We start from the raw sequence: 23,245 nt of genomic DNA, 5'->3' as shown, positions 1-23,245 counted from the left end.
AGAGCCCTTCTGGCGGTGGACCTGAGCCCGCTGAGCTGGTGGTCATGAGCGGGTGCGGCGGGCGATCACTAGGAGGTCGATCGCTGACACGGCCACGATCACGAGGCAGACCACGGCGAGGCTCCAGTTGAGGGCGCCGCCGTTCCGGCTGCCTAGGACGACGAAGAGGACCGCTGCGGCGCCCGCCCACACTAGGGCGATCCCTGCCAGGACTGCCCGCAGCCGCAACGGGCTGCGGGCGGTCAGCGGCTCGTCGCCGGGTGGCTGACGATGGTGATCCGGCATCGTTCACCTGCCGAAGGTGCCGACGAGCGTGCCGCTGGCCACGGCCTTCTCCTGGATCGTCGCGCGCAGTTCGTCGGCGGTGAAACCCTCGGTGAGCCCGGATGGTTCGGACAGGCCGTACAGCCGGAAGAAGTAGCGGTGCGTCTCGCCGATGGGCGGGTGCGGGCCTCCGTATCCGGGCTTCCCGTAGTCATTGCGCCCGCTGGTGGCCGCCTTTGGTTCCTGGTCGGCGGCGATGCCGTTGGTGTCCGGTGGGATCGCGGCGACCAGCCAATGGGTGAACGTGCCGCTCGGCGCGTCCGGGTCCTCACAGATGAGGGCGAGCTCGGCGACGTTCTCGGGGACGTCCCGCCACTCCAGGGGAGGAGGGGTGTCCCCGTCCTGGTGGGAGTACTCCGCCGGGATCATCGTGTGGTCGTTGAACGCAGGACTGCGTATCTCTATCGATTCCATACCGGGGTCGTGCCCCCGAGATCTCCATCAATGCACGTCACCGGGGCCGACCGCCATCCCGCGGCGGTCAGGAGCCGCCTAGGCCTGCTTCTCTGGCCAGGACTATGGCTTGGGCTCGGTCGGCTACGTGGAGCTTCATGAAGATGTTGGAGACGTGGTTGCGGACCGTCTTCTGGCTCAGGAAGAGGGCGGCGGCTATGTCCTGGTTGCTTCGGCCTTGGGCGATCAGTTCGAGGACTTCGCGTTCGCGTTCGGTGAGCTGGGGGAAGGCGGCCTGGCGGGGGTCGGGCATGTCGGTGAAGTAGGCCAGGACGCGGCGGGCGATCTCGGGGCCGTAGATGGCCTCGCCGGCGGCCACGGCCCTGACGGCGCGGGCGATCTCCTCGGCGCCGGACTCCTTGAGCAGGTAGCCGCGGGCGCCGGCTCGCATGGCGGCGAAGACGGAGTCGTCGTCGCGGAACATGGTCAGGACGAGGACGCCGATCCGGGGGCTCGTGCGGGTGATCGTGCGGGTGGCCTCGATGCCGTTGCCCCCGGGCATGTGGAGGTCCATCACGACGACGTCGGGCTGGAGTTCGGCGGCGAGCCTCACGGCTTCGGGGCCGTTCTCCGCCTCGGCGACGACCTCCACGCCGAGAGCCGTCAGGAGCCCCTTGAGGCCCTGGCGGAAGACGGGGTGATCATCGGTGATGAGGACCCGGATGCCCTCTGCGCTCATGTTCGTCCGCCTTTGCCGGTCGAAGGCCGATGCTACCCGGCACGGCGAGGGGAAGCCGTGCCGAGACGACCGTGCCGCCCCCGGCGCGCGAGGTGATCGTGCAGCCGCCGCCGACCTCGGCCGCCCATTCGCGCATGGCCGCCAGGCCCCGGCCGCTGCGCGGGCGGGGGCGGGCGCCGTTGGTCTGGTCGGGGCTCTGGCCGTTGTGCAGGCCCCTGCCCGAGTCGGCCACCATCAGGTGGAGTTCGGTGTCGCGGCTCAGGCGGACGAGCGCGGTACAGGCGTTGGAGTGCCTGCGGACGTTCGTGAGCGCCTCGGCGACGATGTGGTACGCGGCGACCTCGGTGGCGGCGGGCAGGTTCGACGGGTCACCGTCGAACCTGACGTCCACCCGTTCGCAGGCGCCCTCGGCGAGGGATTCGATCGCGCCCACCAGGCCCAGGTCGTCCAGCGCCGGTGGGCGCAGCCCGTGCGCGAGGTCGCGGACCTCCCCGATGGTCGTGGCGAGGCGGTCGCGGATCTCGCAGAGGATCGGGTCCACGCGGCCGGGATCGGTGGCGAGCATGATCCTGGCCTCGTCGAGCGACATGGCCACGCTGGCCAGCGTCGGACCCAGCTCGTCGTGCAGGTTGTGGCGGAGGCGGCGGCGCTCCTCCTCGTGGGCGGCGAGCATCCGCGCCCGGGATCGCTGGAGGTTGGCGGTCAGCCGTACGAGGTGCGGGATGCTGGCCAGGTGCGCCGTCACCGCCCCGGCGGTGAACGCGCCGGCCACGCAGGCCGCACGCCCCAGTAGCCCTCGCATCCCGTCCTTCCCCTCGCGCCGGTGTTCGGGCCGCCCTGATCGGGGCGGCTCGTCCGGAAACGACCCTGTCCGGTGGGGTGACCCGGTGTCAGGTGACCTGTGTCCCGAGCGCAACGGGAAAACGCATTCTGATCATGGTCCGGGGTCACTCTTCGACGTCATCCCGCAGGCTGCGCATGACGGAGGCCACGCTGGTGCTGGTGTGGACGCGGGCTGACGAGAGGGTTGAGGTCGAGCTGTCCACCGCCGGGTAGACCAGGCCGAACGTGTCGTCGGTCATCCAGCCGCACATCGCCGTCGAGACCGACGGAACCGAGGTGGTGGAGGAGATGTAGCGGATGCTCACGCAGGCCGCCTTCCCGTCCCCGCCGGTGTTGCTGATCGGTATCGTCAGCGTGCTGAACCGGCTGGAGGTCAGCTCGCGGTCGACCGCCCGCCGGAAGCTGCTCACGAGGTCGTCGGGGTCGAAGTCGCCCTCCGCGCCGACGAAGACCCAGCGGTCGGAGCCGACGCCGTAGACGGCGGACTTGACCGTGTCGACCTTGTAGCCGCTGACCTGCTGGATGATCCGCCGCTGGCTGCTGATCGTCGAGCTCATCCGGAGCTCGGCCGCGAAGTCGCGGCTGCGGCCGCCCGCGACCGTCGGGGTGTTGATGGTGTGGTCGTTCATGGCGACGACGACGACCGCGCCGACGACGAGCAGCACGACGGCCGCGACACCGGCGAGGATCACGCCCAGCACGCAGCCCGCGTTAGACCGGCGCGGCGGCGGCCCGTAGGCCATCGGTGGGCTGTAGCCGTAGGGCTGCCCGGGCGGGCCACCGGGCGCGGGCGGGGGGTTCCAACCGCTCATATCAAGGCTCCTTCTCGGGCCGGGCGAGCGATTCAAGGGGATTCTCGCCCGGCGGATTCCGATGCGTTGGACGTACGCGGCGCCCATCGCGTTTCGCCTCACGGAGCAGTTTTTTTAACTTCTGTCCTAGTCCGGCCCTCTCTCGGGCAGGTCCCTGCCCGGGCTGGTCGCCCGGGCAGGTCCTTGCCTGGGTGGTTCCTGCTTCTCGACCTCGGCTACTTTTCGATCTCGACGTCCTGCCGGAACTTGCGCATGATGTCGGCGGTCGCGGCCATCGAGGTGTTGGGAGTGGTCGGCACGACCACGCCGAACGAGCTCTCAGTGGCCCAGGCACACTCTGAGATCGTCACCCCGGCCTGGCTGATCTGGCTGCACGCGGCCTTGCCGCCGTTCGGCCCGGGCGAGGTATCGGTCGTCGGAGCACCGGACTTGCCGGCGGCCTCCTTGAAGCCCTTGATGAAGTCGTCGACGTTCCTGCCGAGGTCACCGGTGCCGCCGATGAACATCACCCCGGCGGGCGTGGAGCCCGCCGACGTCCCGTTCGGGTCTTTGTAGAAGGCGGAGCGGAACGAGGTGATCTTGCCCTCGGTCTCGGTCTCCATCTGGCCGCGCAGCGCGCGGATGCTCGTCGCCAGCTGGTTCTCGGTCGCCGAGTCGCGCTGCATGCCGGCCACGGACTGCGGGGTGGTGATCGTGTAGTCGGGCCCGGAGCCGCCGACGGCCATGAACACCGCCACGCCCGCGATCAGGACCACCACGACCGCGCCGACGATCAGGCCGATGATCAGGCCTGCGCCCGACTTGCGGCGTGGCGGGGCGCCATGCGGACCAGGTTGCCCGTACGGGCCGGGCTGCCCCTGCTGTCCGTAGGAGCCGGGCTGCCCATGTGCACCTGGCTGTCCGTACTGACCCGGCTGCCCGTAACCACCAGGCTGCCCGTACCCACCGGGCTGCCCGTAATCGCCGGGGCCGCCAGAGCCGCCCGGCTGCCCCCCTCCCGGCGGGTAGCCGCCAGGGGGAACATTCCCGCCGCCGTACGGCGGGGGTTGCGACGGGTAGCCCGGCTGCTGCGGCGGCTGCTGGCCATGGCCATAGCCACCGGGACCACCCTGCTCGCCCTGACCGCCTTGCCCCGGCGGCGGGTTCCAACCGCTCATGTCATCTCCTCAGCCACCGGAGCGGATCTCGCCGCGAGGTCCGGGGGAGGATCCGCACCGGCTGGTTCTGCTTCTATTGACGCATCCCAAGGGCGGCATGTTCTACGTGTCGGCGCCCCGTAGAATCTGGGCCCGTGACACAGCCCAGCAGTGAGCGCGGCCAGGGCGCCGCCGATGTCGACCTGCCCACCCAGTACCAGCCGGCGAACGTCGAGGGCAGGCTCTACGAACGCTGGGTATCCGCAGGCTATTTCGCCGCCGACGCTGCTCGGGACCCGAGCTCTCCCTCCTACTCCATCGTAATCCCGCCGCCCAACGTGACCGGCTCGCTTCACATGGGCCACGCCCTCGACCACTCGATCCAGGACACGCTGGTCCGCCGCCGCCGCATGCAGGGGTACGAGACGGCCTGGGTCCCCGGCATGGACCACGCCGGGATCGCCACCCAGAACGTCGTCGAACGTGAGCTGGCCAAAGAGGGCAAGTCCCGGCACGACCTGGGCCGCGAGGCGTTCGTCGAGCGCGTCTGGCAGTGGAAGGCGGAGTCCGGCGGCCGCATCCTCGGCCAGATGAAGCGGCTCGGCGACAGCGTCGACTGGTCGCGCGAGGCGTTCACGATGGACGACGACCGCGCCCGCGCCGTCCGGACGATCTTCAAGCGGCTGTTCGACGACGGCCTGATCTACCGGGCCGAGCGGATCATCAACTGGTGTCCGCGCTGCCTGACCGCGCTGTCGGACATCGAGGTGGAGCACGCCGACCGCGAGGGCGAGCTCGTCTCGATCCGCTACTCCGACGACATCGTGGTGGCGACGACGCGCGCGGAGACGATGCTCGGCGACACGGCCGTGGCGGTCCACCCCGAGGACGACCGCTACAGGCACCTCGTCGGCACCGAGGTCGAGCTGCCGCTGACCGGCCGCCGCATCCGGGTCGTGGCCGACGAGCACGTCGACCCCGAGTTCGGCACCGGCTGCGTCAAGGTCACCCCGGCGCACGACCCCAACGACTTCGAGATCGGCCGCCGGCACGCGCTGCCCTCGATCACGATCATGGACGAACGCGGCGTCATCACCGCGCACGGCCCGTTCGAGGGGCTGGACCGCTTCGAGGCGCGCCCCGCGGTCGTCGCGGCGCTCCGCGAGGAGGGCCGGATCGTCAAGGAGGTCCGCCCGTACGAGCACGCGGTCGGCCATTGCCAGCGCTGCGCCACGGTCGTCGAGCCGCGCGTCTCGCTGCAGTGGTTCGTCAAGGTCGAGCCGCTGGCCAAGGCCGCCGGCGACGCCGTCCGCGACGGCCGCGTCGAGATCCACCCGCCGGAGATGGCCGCGCGCTACTTCGGCTGGGTCGACAACATGCACGACTGGTGCATCAGCCGCCAGCTGTGGTGGGGCCATCGGATCCCCGTCTGGTACGGGCCGGACGGCGAGACGTTCTGCGCCGGTCCCGACGAGGAGCCGCCCGCCGGCTGGACGCAGGACACCGACGTCCTCGACACCTGGTTCTCGTCGGCCTTGTGGCCGTTCTCCACGCTGGGCTGGCCGGACGACACACCCGACCTCAGGCGTTTCTACCCGACCTCCGTGCTGGTCACGGGCTACGACATCCTCTTCTTCTGGGTCGCCCGGATGATGATGTTCGGGCTGTACGCCATGGACGGCGTCGAGCCCTTCAAGACCATCGCCCTCCACGGCATGGTCCGCGACCAGCACGGCAAGAAGATGTCCAAATCGTTCGGCAACGTCGTCGACCCGCTCGACTGGATCGAGCGTTACGGCGCGGACGCCACCCGCTTCACCCTCCTGCGCGGCGCCAACCCGGGCGGCGACGTCCCCGTCGCGGAGGAGTGGGCGCAGGGCTCGCGCAACTTCTGCAACAAGCTGTGGAACGCCACCCGCTTCGCGCTCATGAACGGCGCGCACGTGCGCGGCCCCATGCCCGCGCCCGCCGAGCTGTCGACCGTCGACCGCTGGATCCTGTCGCGGCTCCAGACGGTCGTCGCCGAGGTGGACGACCAGCTGGAGCACTACGAGTTCGCCAAGGCCTGCGAGACGCTCTACCACTTCGCCTGGGACGAGGTGTGCGACTGGTACGTGGAGCTCTCCAAGGTCCAGTTCGACGACGAACGGGCCGAGGCGACCCGCCGCGTCCTCGGTGAGGTGCTCGACACGCTCCTGCGCCTCCTCCACCCGGTGACCCCGTTCGTCACCGAGGAGCTCTGGACGTCGCTCACCGGCGCGGAGACCCTCGTCAAGGCCGCCTGGCCCGCCGCCGACAACGATCTCCTCGACAAGGAGGCCACCGAGGTCGTCGAGTCGCTGCAGCGGCTGGTCACCGAGATCCGCCGGTTCCGCTCCGACCAGGGCCTAAAGCCGGGGCAGAAGGTCGCCGCCGCGCTCGACTTCGGCGGCTCGCCGCTCGCGGGTCACGAGGAGGGCATCCGTTCGCTGGCGCGCCTCACCGCACCGGGCGAGGGCTTCGCCGCGACCGCGTCGCTCCCTGTCGAGGGCGTGACCGTCCAGCTCGACACCGCCGGCGCCATCGACGTGGCGGCTGAACGCAAGCGCCTGGACAAGGACCTGGCGGCCGCTCGCAAGGAGGTCGACCAGGCACGCAAGAAGCTCGGGAACGAGGCGTTCATGGCCAAGGCCCCGGAGGCCGTCGTGGCGAAGAACCGCGAGCGCCTGGCCCAGGCCGAGGCCGACATCAAGCGCCTGGAGGCCCAGCTGGCGGCCCTGCCCGCCGGCTGACCGACGACCGGCCAGGGCCCCGGCGGCCAGCGATGCCGGGGCCCTGGGGCATGTCTCGACGTCAGCTGTCCTGGTCGTCGGCGTCATTTCGGCCACACCACCCAGAACGGGACAGGTGTGCGCGCGGGCCAGGCTACGATCTCTCTGATCAGCTGCGCTTTGGGCGGGATTGTGGGGGGTGTGATGGCGGATTCGGTCGCCGAACCCGGCCTGCCGGATGCTCCGGAGGACATCGACCTTGATGACGATCTGGACGTACCGCGGGTCCTCCCGCAGATGATCGACGACGTCGAGGCCCCTGACGTGCCGGCCGACCTCGAACTGCTCCCGGACGATCTGCCCGAGGACCTCTATGACGACTTCCCGGAAGACTCGCTCGACGACCTCCACGACGACGTCCGCGATGACCTGCGTGACGACCACCGGGGCGGCCTGCGCGACGAGCGGGGCGAGAGGCCGCGTCACGAGCCGGCCGAGGGCCCGCGCGACAGGGAGATCGACGAAGGTTACGAGGGCGAGCCGTGGTGGATGTCGGCGCCCGACGTGCGCGTGGCCGAGGGCCCGATCCCGGGTCCGCCCTCGACCGTGATGGATGGCGGACACGCCTCCGGCCCGCTGCCTGTCCTTCCCATCCAGGCCCCGCCACCCCTGCCCGAGCACCGGGTGCCAGACTCCCACACCTCAGGCGGCTGGCAGGTCGTGCCGGATGGTCCGGTCGAGGACTCCGTCCCCCCGCTGCCCGCGCCGTACCAGCCCAAGCGGCGCGGCCGCGGCGGCCTTCTGATCGGTACCGCCCTGAGCGCCGGGATCTGCCTGCTGGCCCTCATCGCCGCCGGAGTCCTCTACACCAGGATGGACGACGGTTCCGGCTCCTCGCCCAAGCTGACGCGCGCCATCGCGATCGTGCCCGTGGCGGGCGGCCTGACCAAGAGCCCTGAGTCAGCCGCCACCACCGCCGCCTACCCGTTCATCCAAGCGGGTGTGCGAGCGGCCAGAGCCGAACGCCCCCGCAACGTCGCGGCCGTCTACGCCGGAGTCCCGATGGCCCCCCGGAACGTCGTCTTCTACGGCGGTACGGGTGACCTCGGGGATCCCGAGGCGTTCCTCCGGAAGTCCCGGCCCAACACCGTCATCGCCACCGTCAAGGCCAACCCCGGGCGAGGCGGCGGCCAGGGTCTCTGCGGCACGTTCGCGGTCCTGAGCGACGTGCACGTCTACTGCGCCTGGGCGACCCGGACCTCGTTCGGCATCATCGCCGACAACGCGCCGACTCTGGCGCCCGACACCGCCGGCATGGCCGTGCTGATGGCCAAGATGCGGCCCGATCTGGAGAAGAAGGCCTCCTAGGGAACCCGACCCCGCGAGCACCCGCCCCCGACTCCGGAACCACCCCCGCGCCTCCAATCCGTGCCGCAGGCCGCAGGCGCTCCTCCTCGGCGGGGCCCTGGGAGGCCCGGCGGTGAGGCGACGGATGCCGAACTTTGGCGGGAGACAGCCGATGGCGGTGCGGAGGGTCTTCCTCATCGGCATGGCGTCGGTGGGCTGATGGGCGCATCTCCGCCGTCGTCAGTCCCGGCGAGCTCGCCGTATCGGCGATTAACGTCCGGCATTCAGGCATTTCTCAGATTCCTTGCATGGAGCCCTCATAGTCCAACGGCACGGTTTTAACTGCGGCCGAACAAGCCGCGCGATACCGATGCCAGTAACGAACGGGGGCAGCATGAGCGAGGAGAAGAAGGTCGCGCCTGAGCCTGCGGAACCGCAGCAGCAGCCGCAGGCTCAGGAGCGGGCCCAGCAGCAGCCGCAGGTCCAGGAGCAGTCGCAGGGGCAACCAGCGCAGACGCCGCAGGGGGATGCGCACCAGCAGCCCGCCTACGTAGCCGCCGCGCCAGGGACGGGGACGGTGCGGAAGGACGGCAGGTTCGCCAAGTTCGTGCAGAACAGGGCGGTCCAGCTGGCCGGGGCCGGCCTCATCGGCGTCTTCATCGGCGGCGGAGCCGTGGCCACGGGGGTCGCGGTCGCCAATGAGGGTGATGACGGCCCTGACCGGTCAGGTTTCTCACGTCAGTGGCAGGTTCCGGACAGGCAGCAGGGTGGTTTCAGGGGCGGTCCTCAGCGAGGCTTTGGCGACGGTGACGGAGCCCCGGTGTTTCCCGGGAGCCCGAACGGGTCGAGGGGAGGCTCCGGATCCGCCTACTGAACGGGAGGTCATGGGGGCCCGCGCCACCCATGACCTCCCGCCACCCATGCCTCCCATGACCTCCCGCGATCTGCTTCGCGGCCCTACGGCGCCGTGAAGAGACGCGTGGTGTCGGCGTCGACGAGATCGAGGATCTGGCCGATGAAGTAGACCGTGCCGAGGGCGACGACGTGACGCCCCAGGCCGGCCAGGCGATCCGGGGTGAGCTCGGCGGCCTCGATCACCTCCCAGGACGAGGGGAGCGGCCGGGTGAAGCGCAGCCGTTCGTACGGCAGCCGTACGAACGTCACCGGCAGCGCTCCGAGTGCGGCGATGGCGCCGTCCAGGTCCTTGTGGTCGGGCAAACACAGCACGACGTGGTCGATGTTGGCCCACCGCTCCCGGGCGGTCACCAGGGCCATGGCCACGCCGGTGCCATTGATCGCGCAGTCGGCCAGCACCTCGGTGTCCGCGCCTGGAACCCGGTGCCACGAAAGGCGGCCGGGCAGGACGACCGTGGACAGCACGGCCTCCAGCCGTTCCGCGTCCGGAAGTGCGAGCCCTTCGCCCTCCAGGAGCCGCAGCGCGGCGGAGCAGCCGACCTGGGCGGCCCGCTGGACGAGACCTGGCGGCAGGTGTTCCTGGGGGACATCGGCGATCTCGACGTACTCCACCAGCCCCTTCTTGCGTGTACGAGCCTCGACCGTCCGTTCCAAAGCCTCGGCGACCGCCGGGGTCTGCGGGGCCGACACGACGTGCCGGGTCAGCGCGTCCACGACCCCCGCCTTCTCGGTGGCGATGGCCGCGGGGGTGTCGCCGAGGACGCCGACGTGCTCGCTGAAGATCGGCGTGATCGCGACGACCTCCGGCCTGAACAGCGAGACCTCGTCACCCAGGCCGCCCATGCCCGCTTCCAGCACGAGGGCGTCCGCACCTCGTTCCCGAGCCTGCACGACTCCCGACAACGTGAAGAGACCCGTCGGCGCGAGGTAGCCGCCGGTCCTCGGCGGCAGGGAGCCGATGGCCCGTTCCAGCCGTTCGGCAAGTGACGCGAACTCCGCCTCGCTGACCGCCTGCCCGTTCACCCGGATGCGGTCGCGGTTGCCGCGCAGGCCCGGGCTGGTCACCGTGCCGACGCGCAGGCCCGCCGCGGCCAGGCAAGCGGAGGCATAGGTCGCCGCGGTGCCCTTGCCCTTGGAGCCGACGACCACGAGGACGGGAACGCCCGCGGGAAGGACGCCCAGGACCTCCGCCAGGGCGCGGGCGCGGGCCAGGCTGCGGGTCTCGCCGGCGGCCCGCGCCTGCCACTCCCGGAAGAACACCTCGTCGGCCGTCACCTGCCCATGGTTACAGGCGCCTTCCCGGGCGTCGCGGCCGGGCCGCGGACCCAGGGCAAGTAGGCTGCAAAGGTCACTTTCCGCAGGCATGGAGCAACGTGAGCCAGGTAAACGAGCCGCTCGACTACCGCGACGCCGTCAACGAGATCATGGGCCGCGGGGTCGAATGGGACATCGATCCCACCCTTGACCGGATCCGCGATCTGGTGGACCTGCTGGGGGAGCCTCAGCGCTCCTATCCCGTCATCCACGTCGCGGGCACCAACGGCAAGACCAGCACCGCGCGGCTGATCGAGGCGCTGCTGCGCGAGCGCGGCCTGCGCACCGGCCTCTACACCAGCCCGGAGATGACCACCCTCCGCGAGCGGATCGCGATCGACGGCGAGCCGATCTCCGAGGAGCACTTCGTCGAGACCCTGCGGGACGTGCTCCCGTACGTGCGGCTGATCGACGACAAGCACGGCGCACGGCTGTCGTTCTTCGAGGTGCTGACCGCGATGGCGTACGCGGCGTTCGCCGACGCGCCGGTGGACGTCGCGATCATCGAGACCGGCATGGGCGGCGCCTGGGACGCGACCAACGTCGCCGACGGGACCGTGGCCGTGATCACGCCGATCGGCCTGGACCACACCCGCTATCTCGGTGACACGATCGAGGAGATCGCGGCCGAGAAGGCCGGGATCATCAAGCCCGGCGCGATCGTCGTCCTGGCGCAGCAGCCGGTGGCGGCGGCCGAGGTGCTGCTGCGCCGGGTCGCCGAGGTGGGCGCGGTGGCGGCGCGGGAGGGCATCGAGTTCGGCGCGGTGCACCGCGACATCGCGTTCGGCGGCCAGATGGTGCGCATCCAGGGCCTGCACGCCGTCTACGACGAGGTCTTCCTGCCGCTGTTCGGAGACCACCAGGCGAGCAACGCCGCATGCGCGCTGGCCGCCGTGGAGGCCTTCGCCAGTGGGGCGCCGACCAGGGGAGAGGCCAACCTGGAGGCGACCACGCGGATCGCCGCGGGCGAGTCCTTCGTGGGCGGCGACGAGGGCCAGCTCGACCCGGCGCTGGTCCGCAGCGGCTTCGCCAAGGCCGGTTCGCCCGGCCGGCTGGAGGTCGTCCGGACCGGGCCGACGGTGCTGCTCGACGCGGCGCACAATCCGGCGGGCATGGAGGCGAGCGTCGCCACCGTGACCGAGGCGTTCGACTTCAACCGCCTGGTCGGCGTCTTCGCCGCGTTCGCCGACAAGGACGTCGCCGGCATGCTCGACCAGCTCGAACCCGTCCTCGCCGAGCTGGTCGTGACGCGCAACTCCTCGCCCCGTTCCCTGCCGGCCGAGGAACTGGCCGAGATCGCCGAGGGCATCTTCGGCGCCGACAGGGTGCACGTGTCCCCGCGTCTGGACGACGCCATCGACCGGGCGATCGGGCTGGCCGAGGAGACCGGTGAATACCAGGGTGCGGGCGTGCTGATCACCGGCTCGGTGGTCACCGTCGGCGACGCGCGGACCCTGCTGCGGGTGGAGGGATCGAAGTGAACGCGAGCGGAGCGAGCCGATGAACGCGAGCGGAGCGAGCCGATGAACGCCGCACGACGGTTGCTGGCGACGGTGCTGACCTGCGAGGCGATCGTGATCGCGCTCGCCATCCCGGTCGCGATCTCGGTGCTGGACGTGAACGGCGCGGTCGCGGGCCTGGTCTGCGGCGGGCTCGCGGTGGCCTGCCTCCTGCTGGCCGGGACGCTGCGCTTCCCGTGGGCGGTCGCGGCGGGCAGCGGGCTCCAGGTGCTGATCATTGCCACCGGTTTCATGGTGCCGACCATGTTCTTCCTTGGTGCCCTTTTCGGGTTGCTTTGGGGAACGTCCATTTGGCTCGGACGCAAGGCGGAAAGCGCGCAGGCGCGCTAAATTCGCGGGCACGGCGTTTCAACTCATCCGCCGATATTCGCGATTCTAATTTATCGCACAAATCGGACATTGCACTTTTGCGGGAAGTGCCTCGGTGGATGACGCCCTCTTGAAGGAGAAGGCCGTGTCCCCCCACGAGGATCCCAGCGAATTCCCGACCGACGACCCCGCCGACCGCACCGTCACCTTCGACCGCCCCGACGGTTTCACCATCCCGGTCGAACGTCCCGTCCGCCGGGACCGGGTCACCACCGAACCGCCCGCCGGTCAGCCCCTCGCCCGGCCCACCGGCACGCGCATCGGCTCACCCGCCAGCCTGCGCGCCGATCCGCGCCCCGACTCATCCGTCGATCCGTTCCCCGACTCACCCACCGATCCGTCCCCCGATTCACCCGCCGGTCCGCCTGTCGACTCGTCCGGCGACCCGCTCCCCACCGGCTCGTCCGCTGAATCGGACACCGGTTCGCCCACCGAGCCGTACGCAGGTTCGTCCGCTGAGCAGCGCACTGATCCGTCCACCCGGCATCCCTCTGATCAGGACGTCGAGGGGGATGGCGCGGAAGTGCGGCCGTGGCGGGTGCGGGAGTGGTTCGCATCCATGGGCGTCTTCATGTTGACGCTCACCGCGTTGCCCGCGATCGCGCTGGCACTGCCCAACACCAGCATGAACGTGCTGGTGCCCGCCCGTGACGCCCTCGGCCTCGACAACGCGGGCCTGCCGGCCCTGATCCGCGCCGCCGGGCTCGCGCTGCCCGCGCTCCTGCTGGCCGTACCGGTCTTCGCCGTGGCGTCCCGGCGGTTCTCGCCGCGCCTCGTTCTCGTGTTCGGGTTCGCGCTCCTGCTGGGCGGTATCGGCGCGGCGCGGTACGCGGAGACGGTGCCGATGATCGCCGGTGGCCGCGTGTTCCAGGGTGCCGGTGCCGGTGCCGTGCTGCCCGCCGTTCTCGTCCTGGTGGCGGAGAGGCGGAGCCGCTTCCTCACCGTGATCTGGGCGGGCATGCTGGCCGCCTCGCTCATCGTCGCGATGCCGCTGGCGCTGCATGCGACGCCGCTCCCTGGCGGCGGTGTCCCGCCCGCCGACTGGCGCGTGGCGCTCGCGCCGTACCCGGCCATCGCCGCCGCCGCGCTCGCCGCCGCGTTCCTCTGCATGATCTTCAGGGGCCGCAGCCGGCTGGCCTCGTCACGGCGGGCCGAACGCGGCCAGTTGTTGCTGCCCGCCGTCCCCGCCGCCGGGTTCGCGTTCCTCGCCGTCGTCACCACCTACGGATGGTCGCCGGGTGCGCAGCTCGTCGTCGGCGGCATCGCGATGGCCGCGCTGCTCGGCCTGGCGGTGGTGGGCAGCCGCGACACGGCCACGGGCAGCCCGTTCGGCTGCGCGGTCGTGATGGTGACCATCGGCCTGCTCACCTACCCGCTGGCCGGGCCGCTGGCCGGGCTGGCGAACGCGTCGGCGATGATGCGGGGCGCGGCCGACCCGCGCCTGTATCTCGTCCCGTTCGGCGCCGCCGCTCTCGCCGCGCTCCTGGGAGCCGTCGCCACCGTACGGATGTCACGGGACGCCGCGCGCGGGGCGGTACTGGGCGGGCACGGCCTCGCCATCGTGGCGGTGCTCGTCTGCCTGGCCACCGACGTCGCCTCGGATCCCTGGCTGCTCCTGGCTCCGCTCGTTCCCCTGGGGGCCGGTCTCGGCATGGCGCTCGCCGCGTCGCTCCGGGACGCCGGTGTGGGTGCGGCGCTGTTCGGCCTGACGCTGAGCTTCCCGGCCGTCCTGGTCGGCCAGCTTCTGGTGCTCGCGCTCCAGGCGGGCCAGATCCAGCGCCTGCGTCCGGAGAACGGCGCCCAGCAGCTCTACGGGCTCACCGCCGGATTCCGCATCTGGGTGATCGCGGCCGGTGTCCTGACCGTCGTGCTGGTCGCCGCCTGTGTCCGGGTCACCGCGGCACGCGAGCGGGCTTCCCGTCCCGAGGGCCGTCGCCGTGCGGAGAAGGCCGCCGCGAAGGCCGCCGCGAAGGCCGCTGCGAAGGCGGCGAGCGAGGCGTAGCCATCGGGGCGAAAACGGGCTGCCGGGCCGGGTAACCTTCTCGCGTAATCCCACCTGTACGAGGAGAACTATCCGTGTCCGAGCGCACTCTTGTTCTGGTCAAGCCCGACGGCGTCCGCCGTGCCGTGGTCGGTGAGGTCATCTCCCGCATCGAGCGCAAGGGCCTGAAGATCGTGGCGCTGGAGCTGCGCACGCTGTCCCGGGACACCGCCGAGGACCACTACGGCGAGCACCGCGAGCGCCCGTTCTTCGGCGAGCTGGTCGAGTTCATCACCGGCGGCCCGCTGGTCGCGATGGTGGTCGAGGGCCCGCGGGCGATCGAGGCCTTCCGCGCGCTGGCCGGTGCCACCGACCCGGTCAAGGCCACGCCCGGCACCATCCGCGGCGACCACGCGCTGGAGATCGGCGAGAACATCGTGCACGGCTCCGACTCGCCCGAGTCCGCCGCGCGCGAGATCAAGCTGTTCTTCCCTGAGCTGGGCTGACACCCCTGAGGGGCGCCGACAAGCGTCCCGACCTGTCCACGTGTCCGGCAGTTTCAGAGGACGGGGGACGGGGAAAGCTGACACACGCGGGCCGGATGGATCCGGCCCGCGTGTGTTTTTGCCAAAACTGGCCTGGTAGGCCTCTGATTTTTAGGCAAGACGCCCCGGTGCGGTGTCTGCCTCGCACCGCTTCAGCGCGTTACGATGGTTACGCCGCTCTGCACGCCCGCCAACATGAAGGGCTCCCTTTCTTCATGGGTAACAAGCTGTCTTTTCTTGGCCGTGACATGGCGGTCGATCTCGGTACCGCTAACACGCTGGTGTACGTGCGCGGGCGCGGCATCGTCCTGAACGAGCCCTCTGTGGTAGCGATCAATACCAATACAGGCAAGATCGTTGCGGTGGGCATCGAGGCGAAGCGCATGATCGGCCGCACTCCCGGCAACATCGTCGCCGTACGTCCGCTGAAGGACGGTGTCATCGCCGACTTCGACGTCACCGAACGAATGTTGCGCTATTTCATCCAAAAGGTGCACAAGCGACGGCATTTCGCCAAACCACGCATCGTGGTGGCCGTGCCCAGCGGCATCACCGGGGTGGAGCAGCGCGCCGTCAAGGAGGCCGGCTACCAGGCCGGCGCCCGCCGGGTCTACATCATCGAGGAGCCCATGGCCGCCGCGATCGGCGCCGGGCTGCCCGTGTACGAGCCCACCGGCAACATGGTGGTCGACATCGGCGGCGGCACCACCGAGGTCGCCATCATCTCGCTCGGCGGCATCGTGACCAGCCAGTCCGTGCGTGTCGGTGGTGACGAACTCGACCAGGCCGTGATCTCGTTCTCCAAGAAGGAGTACTCCCTGATGCTCGGGGAGCGCACCGCGGAGGAGATCAAGATGGCGATCGGGTCGGCCTATCCCGGCGGCGACGACGAACCGCACGCGGAGATCCGCGGCCGCGACCTGGTGAGCGGGCTGCCCAAGACCGTGGTGATCTCCTCCGAGGAGGTGCGCCGCGCGATCGAGGAGCCGGTCAACGCCATCGTGGACGCGGTCAAGACCACCCTCGACAAGTGCCCGCCCGAACTGTCCGGCGACATCATGGACCGCGGGATCGCCCTCACCGGGGGCGGAGCCCTGCTCAAGAACCTCGACGAGCGGCTGCGCGAGGAGACCGGCATGCCGATCCACCTCGTCGACAACCCGCTCGACTCGGTCGTCCTCGGCACCGGCAAGTGCGTCGAGGACTTCGAATCGTTGCGTCAGGTCCTCGTCCCCGAGCCGCGACACTGACCGCCCAGCCCCCTTCGCGCACGGAAAAAGGGAGGTCAGTGGGTGAAGGACACCCGACGGACCCGCTTGGTCCTCGGCTTGCTCCTCGTCGTGGCGCTCGCGCTGATCACAGTCGACTATCGCGGTGGGGAGAGCTCGCCGCTGCGCGGCCTTCGCGGGGTCGGCGCCACGGTGTTCGGCCCGGTGGAGCGTGCGTCGGCGGCGGTGGTGCGGCCGATCGGCAACACCTTCGACGCGTTCACCGACGCGCCGGGTGAACGGCGCCGCGCCGACCGGCTCGAACGCGAAAACCAGCGGCTCCGCGAGCAGCTGCGCGCGAGCCGGCTCGACCAGAACCGCGCCGCGCAGCTCGACCGGCTGCTGGGCTCGGCCGGGATGGGCGGCTACAAGATCGCGGCGGCGAAGGTGATCTCCGCCGGGCAGGGCTTCGAGGACACCGTCACCATCGACGTGGGTTCGCGCAGCGGCGTCCGGCCGGAGATGACCGTGATGAGCGCCGACGGCCTGGTCGGCCGCGTCGTCCGGGTCGGCCCGGCCACCGCCACGGTGCTGCTCGCCACCGACGTGACCTCGCAGGTCGGCAGCCGCCTGGAGGACTCCCAGGAGATCGGCATCGTGCAGGGCCGCGGCCGCCGGGGTCTCGGCGACGGCGGCGGCACGCCGCTGCGTTTCCAGCTGCTCAACGCCACCGCGCCGATGAAGGTGGGCCAGCGGCTGGTGACGCTCGGCTCCCAGGCGGAGCGGCCGTACGTGCCGGGCGTGCCGATCGGCGTCATCGAACGGATCGACCAGCCGGTCGGGGACCTGAACCGCATCGCCTACGTGCGCCCGTTCACCAAGTTCACCAGCCTCGACGTCGTCGCGGTGGTGGTGGCCCCGCCCAAGGCCGATCCGCGCGACGCGGTGCTGCCGCCCAAGCCCAAGCCGACGCCGTCGGCCACCCCCTCCGCCACGCCGAGCGGCAAGCCGGGCGACCGCAAGCCGGCGGGCGACGGCAAGCCGTCCAAGAAGCCGTCCACCAAGCCGTCATCGGGGGATTGATGTGCTGAACACACCGGAGGTGTCGCCGGCCGGCCGCAACGTCCTCACGGCGGTCGTGATCGTTGCCGCGCTGATCCTGCAGGTGTCGGTGGCCAACCGGCTGCCGCTGCCCGGTGGCGTGACGCCCGACCTGGTCCTGCTGACGGTGGTGGCGCTGGCGCTGGTCAACGGGTCGCTGACCGGGCTGGTGGCCGGGTTCTGCGCGGGGCTGGCGGCCGACATCATCCCGCCCGCCGACCACACGATCGGCCGGTACGCGCTGGTCTACTGCCTGATCGGCCATGTCTGCGGGCTGGCCTCCGACGAGATGGACCGCCAGTCGCTGGTGCCGTTCTTCGCCGTCGCGGCGGGCGCCCTGGTCGCGACCGTGCTGTACGCGGCGACCGGGATGCTGCTCGGCGACCCGCGCGCGAGCTGGACGATCGTGACGCGCATCGTGCCGTTGCAGGTCCTCTACGACGTGATGGCGAGCCCCTTCGTGGTGTGGGCCGTGCTACGCGTGACCCGCCGCTTCGAACGCGGAGAACGCCCGTCCCGGGATCGTTCCGTGGTGCCCGCCGCGAGCTACCGGAGCGGAGTGGGGACGCGGCTGTGAACTCCAGGACCCACTTCCGGCTCGTCGTACTGTACGTGCTCGTCGGGGCGATGCTGCTGGTCCTGATGGGACGGCTGTGGACGATGCAGGTCCTCGACGGCGCGCACTACCGCCAGATCGCCGCCGAGAACCGCACCCGCGACATCGTGGTGCCCGCCGTCCGCGGCATGATCCTCGACGGCTCGGGGCGGGCGCTGGTCCGCAACCGCACCGCGCTGGTCGTCTCGGTCGACCGCACCGCGCTCGCGCGGCAGAAGGACAAGGGCAAGGGCGTCCTCGACCGGCTCGCCAGGACGCTCGGCACCTCCCGGGCCGACCTGGAGAAGCGGATCCGGCTCTGCGGGCCCACGGTCAAGCGGCCCTGCTGGCCCGGATCTCCGTACCAGCCGATCCCCGTCGACGACCGGGTCGACCCCAAGCGCGCGCTGCAGATCATGGAGCGGCAGGAGGAGTACCCCGGTGTGACGGCGGCCGTCCAGCCCGTCCGCGAGTACCCCGAGCCCGAGGGCGCCGCCGCGGTCCAGGCCCTCGGTTACCTCCAGCCGATCACCCAGGAGGAGCTCGACAAGCGCAAGGGCCTCAAGGTCACCGGCTACAGCGGCGTCGACCTGATCGGAAGGGACGGCCTGGAGGCCACCTATGACAGCGATCTGCGCGGCGAGCCGGGCTTCCGCAAGGTCCTGGTCGACAGCCAGGGCCGGGTGACGGGCACCGCCCAGGAGAAGTCGCCGATCCCCGGCGGCAACCTGGTGACCAGCCTCGACGCCAAGGTGCAGGAGGCGGCCGAGAAGGCGCTGGAGAACGGGATCAAAAGCGCGCGCTCCCAGGGCAGGAAGGCCGACTCCGCCGCCGCGGTCGTGATGGACGTGCAGACCGGCCGTGTCGTGGCGCTGGCCAGCTACCCCACGTACGACCCGGCCATCTGGACCGGCGGCATCTCCGAGGACGAGTACGAGGGGCTCCTAGGCAAGAAGAAGGGCGAGCCGCTGATCTCGCGGGCGACCCAGGGCCAGTTCGCTCCCGCGTCCACGTTCAAGATCGCCACCCTGACCGGCGCGATCGCCGACGGCTACGACCTGCACGGCACCTACAGCTGTCCCGGCTCCTACATGGTCGGCAGCCGCGCCTTCCGCAACTTCGAGGGCCAGGCCCACGGCAGCATGAACCTGCACCGTGCCCTGGTCGTCTCCTGCGACACGATCTTCTACAAGTTCGCGTACGAGGCGTGGCTGCGCGACGGCGGCATGAAGCCCAAGAAGAAGCCCGCCGACCCGATGGTCACCATGATCCGCAAGTGGGGCTTCGGCTCCCGCACCGGCATCGACGTGCCGGGTGAGACCCCCGGGCGGATCCCGGACCGGCAGTGGAAGCGCGACTACTGGAACGCCACCAAGAACGCCGACTGCAAGGCCGCCAAGGAGGGCTACCCCGACCTCGAACGCAAGGACCCGGGACGCGCCGCCTACGTCAAGAAGATCGCGGCCGAAAACTGCCTTGAGGGCTTCGCCTGGCGCGCCGGTGACGCGGCCAACCTCGCCATCGGCCAGGGCGACATGCTCGTCACTCCACTCCAGCTGACCAGGGCGTACGCGGCGGTGGCCAACGGCGGGCGGCTGGTCGTGCCGCGGATCGCGCAGGCGGTCGTGCGGCCGGACGGCTCGGTCGCGCGCCGCATCGACACGCCGAAGGCGCAGCGCCTTCCGGTGGATCCCAAGGTGCTCAAGTACATCCGGGACAGCCTGGCCGACGTGCCCAAGTCGGGCACCGCGCGCGGGGCGTTCGCCGGCTTCGACCTCAAGAAGGTCGCCGTGGCCGGCAAGACCGGCACCGCCGAGGTCTGGGGCAAGGACGACACCTCGTGGTTCGCGTCGTACGGCCCGGCCGACAAGCCCCGCTTCGCGGTGGTGGCGATGTTCTCCCAGGGCGGCACAGGCGGCGGTCTGGCCGCGCCCGCCGTACGGGAGATCTGGGAGGCGATGTACGGCCTGGGCGGCAAGAAGCCTGCCCTCAAGGACGGCAAGCTGCCCGCGACCCTGCCCAAGCTGGGAATCGGTTCGGGCGGCGTCACGGGCAGGGCCGGCACCGGGGCGCCCTCATGATCGGCGGCATCGGCGGCATCGGCGGCATCGGCGGGATGGGCGGCGCCGGGTCGGTCGGCGGCTACGGCGACCACGGCATCTGGCGGCGGCGCCTGGCGAGCCTCCGCAGGCTCGACTGGACGCTGATCCTCGTCGTGTTCGCGCTGTCAGTGGTGGGCGCGCTGCTGGTGCGGTCCGCCACGTTCCAGCTCCTGACCGAGCAGGGCAAGGACCCCGAGGCCTTCTTCAAGCGGCACCTGCTCAACCTGGTCATCGGCTTCGTGCTGGGCGGGGTCGCGACCGTGCTCGACTACCGGCTGCTGCGCGCGTACGTGCCGATCCTGTACGTGCTCGCCTGCGTCGGGCTGGTGCTGGTGCTGACGCCCGTGGGCTCGACGATCAACGGGTCGCACTCGTGGATCGTGATCGGCGGCGGGTTCCAGATCCAGCCGTCGGAGTTCGCCAAGGTCGGCCTGGTGGTGCTGCTCGCCATGCTCCTCGGCGAGCCGCGCGACGGCGAGGTCGGCCCGGGACGGCGCGACATCCTGCTGGCGCTGGGGCTGGCGGGGATCCCGGCCGTTCTGATCATGATGCAGCCGGACCTGGGCACGACGCTGGTCTTCTGCGCCACGGTGCTCGGCGTGCTGGCCGTGTCGGGCGTGCGCAAGCGCTGGCTGACCGGGCTGGTCGGCGGCGCGGCGCTGGCCGCGTTCTCGGCGTGGTTCTTCGGCCTGCTCAAGCCCTACCAGCTCGCGCGGTTCACGGCGTTCATCGACCCGTCGGCCGACCCGCGCGGCGCGGGCTACAACGCCCAGCAGGCCCGGATCGCGGTCGGGTCGGGCGGCGTGACCGGCAAGGGGCTCTTCCAGGGCGAGCAGACCGGCGGCCACTTCGTCCCCGAGCAGCAGACCGACTTCATCTTCACCGTGGCGGGGGAGGAACTGGGCTTCCTCGGGGCCGCGGTGATCATCATCTTGCTGGGCGTGGTGTTCTGGCGCGGGCTGCGCATCGCGACGCAGGCCGCCGACTTCTTCGGCACGCTGGTCGCCACCGGCGTGGTCTGCTGGATGGGCTTCCAGACGTTCGAGAACGTCGGCATGACGCTGGGCATCATGCCGATCACCGGCTTGCCGCTGCCGTTCGTCTCCTACGGCGGCTCCGCCACGTTCGCCAACATGATCGCGCTGGGGCTGCTCCAGGCCGTCCATGTCCGCCGCCGGGCCTTCGACTGACCCGAGCTGGGGGTACGCTGGTCGGATCCCACACATCCTTCCTTGGAGGACTCCCCATGCCAGTTGAGTCGATCTTCCCGCGCCTGGAGCCGGTGCTCCCACGGGTGCAGAAGCCGATTCAGTACGTTGGCGGCGAGCTCAACTCCCAGGTCAAGGACTGGGACGAGGCCGAAGTCCGCTGGGCCCTGATGTATCCCGACGCCTACGAGGTCGGGCTGCCCAACCAGGGCGTGCAGATCCTCTACGAGATCCTCAACGAGCGCGCCGGCGTCCTCGCCGAACGGACCTACAGCGTCTGGCCGGACCTTGAGGCGATCATGCGGGAGCAGGGCATCCCGCAGTTCACGGTCGACGCGCACCGCCCGGTCGCGGCGTTCGACGTGCTGGGCGTCTCGTTCTCGACCGAGCTCGGCTACACCAACCTGCTGACCGCGCTCGACCTGGCCGGCATCCCGCTGGAGGCCGCCGACCGCGGCGACGAGCACCCGATCGTGCTGGCGGGCGGGCACGCCGCGTTCAACCCCGAGCCGATCGCCGACTTCCTGGACGCGGCGGTGCTCGGCGACGGCGAGGAGATCGCGCTGGCGATCACCGAGGTCGTCCGCGAGTGGAAGGCCGAGGGCCGCCCCGGCGGGCGCGACGAGCTGCTGATGCGGCTGGCGGCCTCGGGCGGCGTGTACGTGCCGAAGTTCTACGACGTCAGCTACCTGCCGGACGGGCGCATCCAGCGCGTCGCGCCCAACCGGCCCGGCGTGCCCTGGCGGGTCGAAAAGCACACCGTCATGGATCTGGACGAGTGGCCGTACCCCAAGAAGCCCCTGGTCCCGCTGGCCGAGACCGTGCACGAACGGTTCAGCGTGGAGATCTTCCGGGGCTGCACACGCGGCTGCCGGTTCTGCCAGGCGGGCATGATCACGCGCCCGGTGCGGGAGCGGTCGATCACCACGATCGGCGCGATGGTCGACGAGGGCCTCAAGCAGAGCGGTTTCCAGGAGGTCGGGCTGCTCAGCCTGTCCAGCGCCGACCACAGCGAGATCGGCGAGGTGGCCAAGGACCTCGCCGACCGGTACGAGGGCACCAACACCTCGCTGTCGCTGCCGTCCACGCGGGTCGACGCGTTCAACATCACGCTGGCCAACGAGTTCTCGCGCGGCGGGCGCCGGTCCGGGCTGACGTTCGCGCCCGAGGGCGGCTCCGAGCGCATGCGCAAGGTGATCAACAAGATGGTCACCGAGGACGACCTGATCAGGACCGTGACCACCGCGTACGAGAACGGCTGGCGCCAGGTCAAGCTCTACTTCATGTGCGGGCTGCCCACCGAGGAGGACGAGGACGTCCTCGCCATCGCCGACATGGCCAAGCGCGTGATCAAGGCGGGCCGCGACGCCACCGGCCGCCGTGACATCCGCTGCACGGTCTCCATCGGCGGGTTCGTGCCCAAGCCGCACACCCCGTTCCAGTGGGCCGCCCAGTGCGACCACGAGACCGTGGACCGGCGCCTGAAGGCTCTCAAAGAGGCGCTGCGCACTGACCGCGAATACGGCCGCGCCATCGGCCTGCGCTACCACGACGGCCAGCCGTCGATCGTCGAGGGCCTGCTCTCGCGCGGTGACCGGCGCGTCGGCCAGGTCGTCCGCGCGGTCTGGGAGGACGGCGGCCGCTTCGACGGCTGGAGCGAGCACTTCTCGTTCGAGCGCTGGCTGGGAAGCGCCGACAAGGTCCTGGCCGAGCACGGCGTCGACGTCGACTGGTACACCACCCGCGAACGCGACGAGGTCGAGGTGCTCCCCTGGGACCACCTGGACGCCGGGCTGGACCGCGAGTGGCTCTGGCAGGACTGGCAGGACGCGGTTGACGAGACCGAAGTCGAGGACTGCCGCTGGACTCCCTGCTACGACTGCGGCGTCTGCCCCACCATGGGCACGGAGATCCAGATCGGCCCCACCGGAAAGCGCCTGCTTCCTCTCTCGGTAGTCTGAAGCCCAGTCGAGCCCGAGGTTCCGGGCGCGGGGCCCCAGGGCCCGAGGTCGCGAAAGCGATGAGCACCACCGGGAGCCCGTA

20 protein-coding genes are annotated in these 23,245 nt (G+C 70.7%); 13 read left to right on the top strand and 7 right to left on the bottom strand.

Annotated elements, in window-relative coordinates; genetic code table 11:
- Positions 1-42 precede the first annotated feature (42 nt).
- The 6 genes from F8566_RS48870 to F8566_RS48845 form a co-directional block, all read right to left on the bottom strand.
- A complete protein-coding gene (locus F8566_RS48870) occupies positions 43-285 on the bottom strand; it encodes a DUF6343 family protein (RefSeq protein ID WP_151571225.1) in 243 nt (80 codons plus the stop codon).
- 3 nt (positions 286-288) lie between these two features.
- Entirely contained in the window at positions 289-738 is a 450-nt protein-coding gene (locus F8566_RS48865) for a YbhB/YbcL family Raf kinase inhibitor-like protein (protein WP_151571223.1), read from the bottom strand.
- 67 nt (positions 739-805) lie between these two features.
- The gene (locus tag F8566_RS48860) at positions 806-1,456 is read right to left on the bottom strand and encodes a response regulator transcription factor (protein ID WP_151571221.1); all 651 of its coding nucleotides are present in this window, start codon (positions 1,454-1,456) and stop codon (positions 806-808) included.
- Complete coding sequence (locus F8566_RS48855; RefSeq protein ID WP_225994224.1) at positions 1,419-2,258, bottom strand: sensor histidine kinase; 840 nt, start codon at positions 2,256-2,258, stop codon at positions 1,419-1,421. Before F8566_RS48855 ends, F8566_RS48860 begins: the two co-directional genes overlap by 38 nt.
- Positions 2,259-2,403: 145 nt before the next feature.
- A complete protein-coding gene (locus tag F8566_RS48850; protein WP_151571219.1) occupies positions 2,404-3,111 on the bottom strand; it encodes a hypothetical protein in 708 nt (235 codons plus the stop codon).
- 215 nt (positions 3,112-3,326) lie between these two features.
- Positions 3,327-4,268 (bottom strand): hypothetical protein, encoded by a 942-nt coding sequence (locus tag F8566_RS48845; RefSeq protein WP_151571217.1) that lies wholly within the window; start codon positions 4,266-4,268, stop codon positions 3,327-3,329.
- A gap of 134 nt (positions 4,269-4,402) precedes the next feature.
- On the opposite strand from F8566_RS48845, the gene F8566_RS48840 reads away from it, so the two are divergent.
- The 3 genes from F8566_RS48840 to F8566_RS48830 all read left to right on the top strand — a co-directional run bounded on the left by F8566_RS48840 (position 4,403) and on the right by F8566_RS48830 (position 9,218).
- Positions 4,403-7,018: a valine--tRNA ligase gene (locus F8566_RS48840; RefSeq protein ID WP_151571215.1), complete on the top strand. Its 2,616-nt coding sequence runs from the start codon at positions 4,403-4,405 to the stop codon at positions 7,016-7,018.
- 183 nt (positions 7,019-7,201) lie between these two features.
- Positions 7,202-8,365, top strand: coding sequence for a hypothetical protein (locus tag F8566_RS48835; protein WP_151571213.1), 1,164 nt, complete (start codon positions 7,202-7,204; stop codon positions 8,363-8,365).
- A gap of 373 nt (positions 8,366-8,738) precedes the next feature.
- On the top strand, positions 8,739-9,218 hold the full coding sequence (locus F8566_RS48830; RefSeq protein WP_151571211.1) for a hypothetical protein: 480 nt from the start codon (positions 8,739-8,741) through the stop codon (positions 9,216-9,218).
- A gap of 83 nt (positions 9,219-9,301) precedes the next feature.
- Here F8566_RS48830 and F8566_RS48825 read toward each other — a convergent pair whose 3' ends face one another.
- On the bottom strand, positions 9,302-10,534 hold the full coding sequence (locus F8566_RS48825; RefSeq protein WP_225994223.1) for a folylpolyglutamate synthase/dihydrofolate synthase family protein: 1,233 nt from the start codon (positions 10,532-10,534) through the stop codon (positions 9,302-9,304).
- A gap of 149 nt (positions 10,535-10,683) precedes the next feature.
- On the opposite strand from F8566_RS48825, the gene F8566_RS48820 reads away from it, so the two are divergent.
- The 10 genes from F8566_RS48820 to F8566_RS48775 all read left to right on the top strand — a co-directional run bounded on the left by F8566_RS48820 (position 10,684) and on the right by F8566_RS48775 (position 23,163).
- A complete protein-coding gene (locus tag F8566_RS48820; RefSeq protein WP_151571255.1) occupies positions 10,684-12,054 on the top strand; it encodes a bifunctional folylpolyglutamate synthase/dihydrofolate synthase in 1,371 nt (456 codons plus the stop codon).
- Between the two features lie 42 nt (positions 12,055-12,096).
- A complete protein-coding gene (locus tag F8566_RS48815; RefSeq protein ID WP_151571208.1) occupies positions 12,097-12,423 on the top strand; it encodes a DUF4233 domain-containing protein in 327 nt (108 codons plus the stop codon).
- A 124-nt stretch (positions 12,424-12,547) separates the two neighbouring features.
- Positions 12,548-14,464: a hypothetical protein gene (locus F8566_RS48810; protein WP_151571206.1), complete on the top strand. Its 1,917-nt coding sequence runs from the start codon at positions 12,548-12,550 to the stop codon at positions 14,462-14,464.
- 74 nt (positions 14,465-14,538) lie between these two features.
- Positions 14,539-14,949: a nucleoside-diphosphate kinase gene (ndk, locus tag F8566_RS48805; protein WP_151571204.1), complete on the top strand. Its 411-nt coding sequence runs from the start codon at positions 14,539-14,541 to the stop codon at positions 14,947-14,949.
- A 254-nt stretch (positions 14,950-15,203) separates the two neighbouring features.
- Positions 15,204-16,238, top strand: coding sequence for a rod shape-determining protein (locus F8566_RS48800; protein ID WP_151571202.1), 1,035 nt, complete (start codon positions 15,204-15,206; stop codon positions 16,236-16,238).
- Between the two features lie 42 nt (positions 16,239-16,280).
- Entirely contained in the window at positions 16,281-17,279 is a 999-nt protein-coding gene (gene mreC / locus F8566_RS48795; RefSeq protein ID WP_151571200.1) for a rod shape-determining protein MreC, read from the top strand.
- Position 17,280: 1 nt separating this feature from the next.
- Entirely contained in the window at positions 17,281-17,874 is a 594-nt protein-coding gene (mreD, locus tag F8566_RS48790; protein ID WP_151571198.1) for a rod shape-determining protein MreD, read from the top strand.
- The gene (gene mrdA / locus F8566_RS48785) at positions 17,871-19,973 is read left to right on the top strand and encodes a penicillin-binding protein 2 (protein ID WP_151571196.1); all 2,103 of its coding nucleotides are present in this window, start codon (positions 17,871-17,873) and stop codon (positions 19,971-19,973) included. Before mreD ends, mrdA begins: the two co-directional genes overlap by 4 nt.
- Entirely contained in the window at positions 19,970-21,184 is a 1,215-nt protein-coding gene (gene rodA / locus F8566_RS48780; RefSeq protein ID WP_225994222.1) for a rod shape-determining protein RodA, read from the top strand. The genes mrdA and rodA overlap by 4 nt, the downstream gene beginning before the upstream one ends.
- Positions 21,185-21,240: 56 nt before the next feature.
- Positions 21,241-23,163 (top strand): TIGR03960 family B12-binding radical SAM protein, encoded by a 1,923-nt coding sequence (locus tag F8566_RS48775; RefSeq protein ID WP_151571194.1) that lies wholly within the window; start codon positions 21,241-21,243, stop codon positions 23,161-23,163.
- The last annotated feature ends 82 nt before the right edge of the window (positions 23,164-23,245 follow it).

Origin of the sequence: Actinomadura rudentiformis (assembly GCF_008923185.1) — a bacterium.
In the GTDB taxonomy this organism is placed as follows: Bacteria; Actinomycetota; Actinomycetes; order Streptosporangiales; family Streptosporangiaceae; genus Spirillospora; species Spirillospora rudentiformis.
This window is presented reverse-complemented; position numbering and strand designations above follow the sequence as displayed.

Bases quoted from the DNA above. Each gene is read 5' to 3' on its own strand.
- F8566_RS48870 (WP_151571225.1), bottom strand. From the start codon at position 285: ATGCCGGATCACCATCGTCAGCCACCCGGCGACGAGCCGCTGACCGCC.
- F8566_RS48865 (WP_151571223.1), bottom strand. From the start codon at position 738: ATGGAATCGATAGAGATACGCAGTCCTGCGTTCAACGACCACACGATG.
- F8566_RS48860 (WP_151571221.1), bottom strand. From the start codon at position 1,456: ATGAGCGCAGAGGGCATCCGGGTCCTCATCACCGATGATCACCCCGTC.
- F8566_RS48855 (WP_225994224.1), bottom strand. From the start codon at position 2,258: ATGCGAGGGCTACTGGGGCGTGCGGCCTGCGTGGCCGGCGCGTTCACC.
- F8566_RS48850 (WP_151571219.1), bottom strand. From the start codon at position 3,111: ATGAGCGGTTGGAACCCCCCGCCCGCGCCCGGTGGCCCGCCCGGGCAG.
- F8566_RS48845 (WP_151571217.1), bottom strand. From the start codon at position 4,268: ATGAGCGGTTGGAACCCGCCGCCGGGGCAAGGCGGTCAGGGCGAGCAG.
- F8566_RS48835 (WP_151571213.1), top strand. From the start codon at position 7,202: ATGGCGGATTCGGTCGCCGAACCCGGCCTGCCGGATGCTCCGGAGGAC.
- F8566_RS48830 (WP_151571211.1), top strand. From the start codon at position 8,739: ATGAGCGAGGAGAAGAAGGTCGCGCCTGAGCCTGCGGAACCGCAGCAG.
- F8566_RS48820 (WP_151571255.1), top strand. From the start codon at position 10,684: ATGGGCCGCGGGGTCGAATGGGACATCGATCCCACCCTTGACCGGATC.
- F8566_RS48815 (WP_151571208.1), top strand. From the start codon at position 12,097: ATGAACGCCGCACGACGGTTGCTGGCGACGGTGCTGACCTGCGAGGCG.
- F8566_RS48800 (WP_151571202.1), top strand. From the start codon at position 15,204: ATGGGTAACAAGCTGTCTTTTCTTGGCCGTGACATGGCGGTCGATCTC.
- rodA (WP_225994222.1), top strand. From the start codon at position 19,970: ATGATCGGCGGCATCGGCGGCATCGGCGGCATCGGCGGGATGGGCGGC.
- F8566_RS48775 (WP_151571194.1), top strand. From the start codon at position 21,241: ATGCCAGTTGAGTCGATCTTCCCGCGCCTGGAGCCGGTGCTCCCACGG.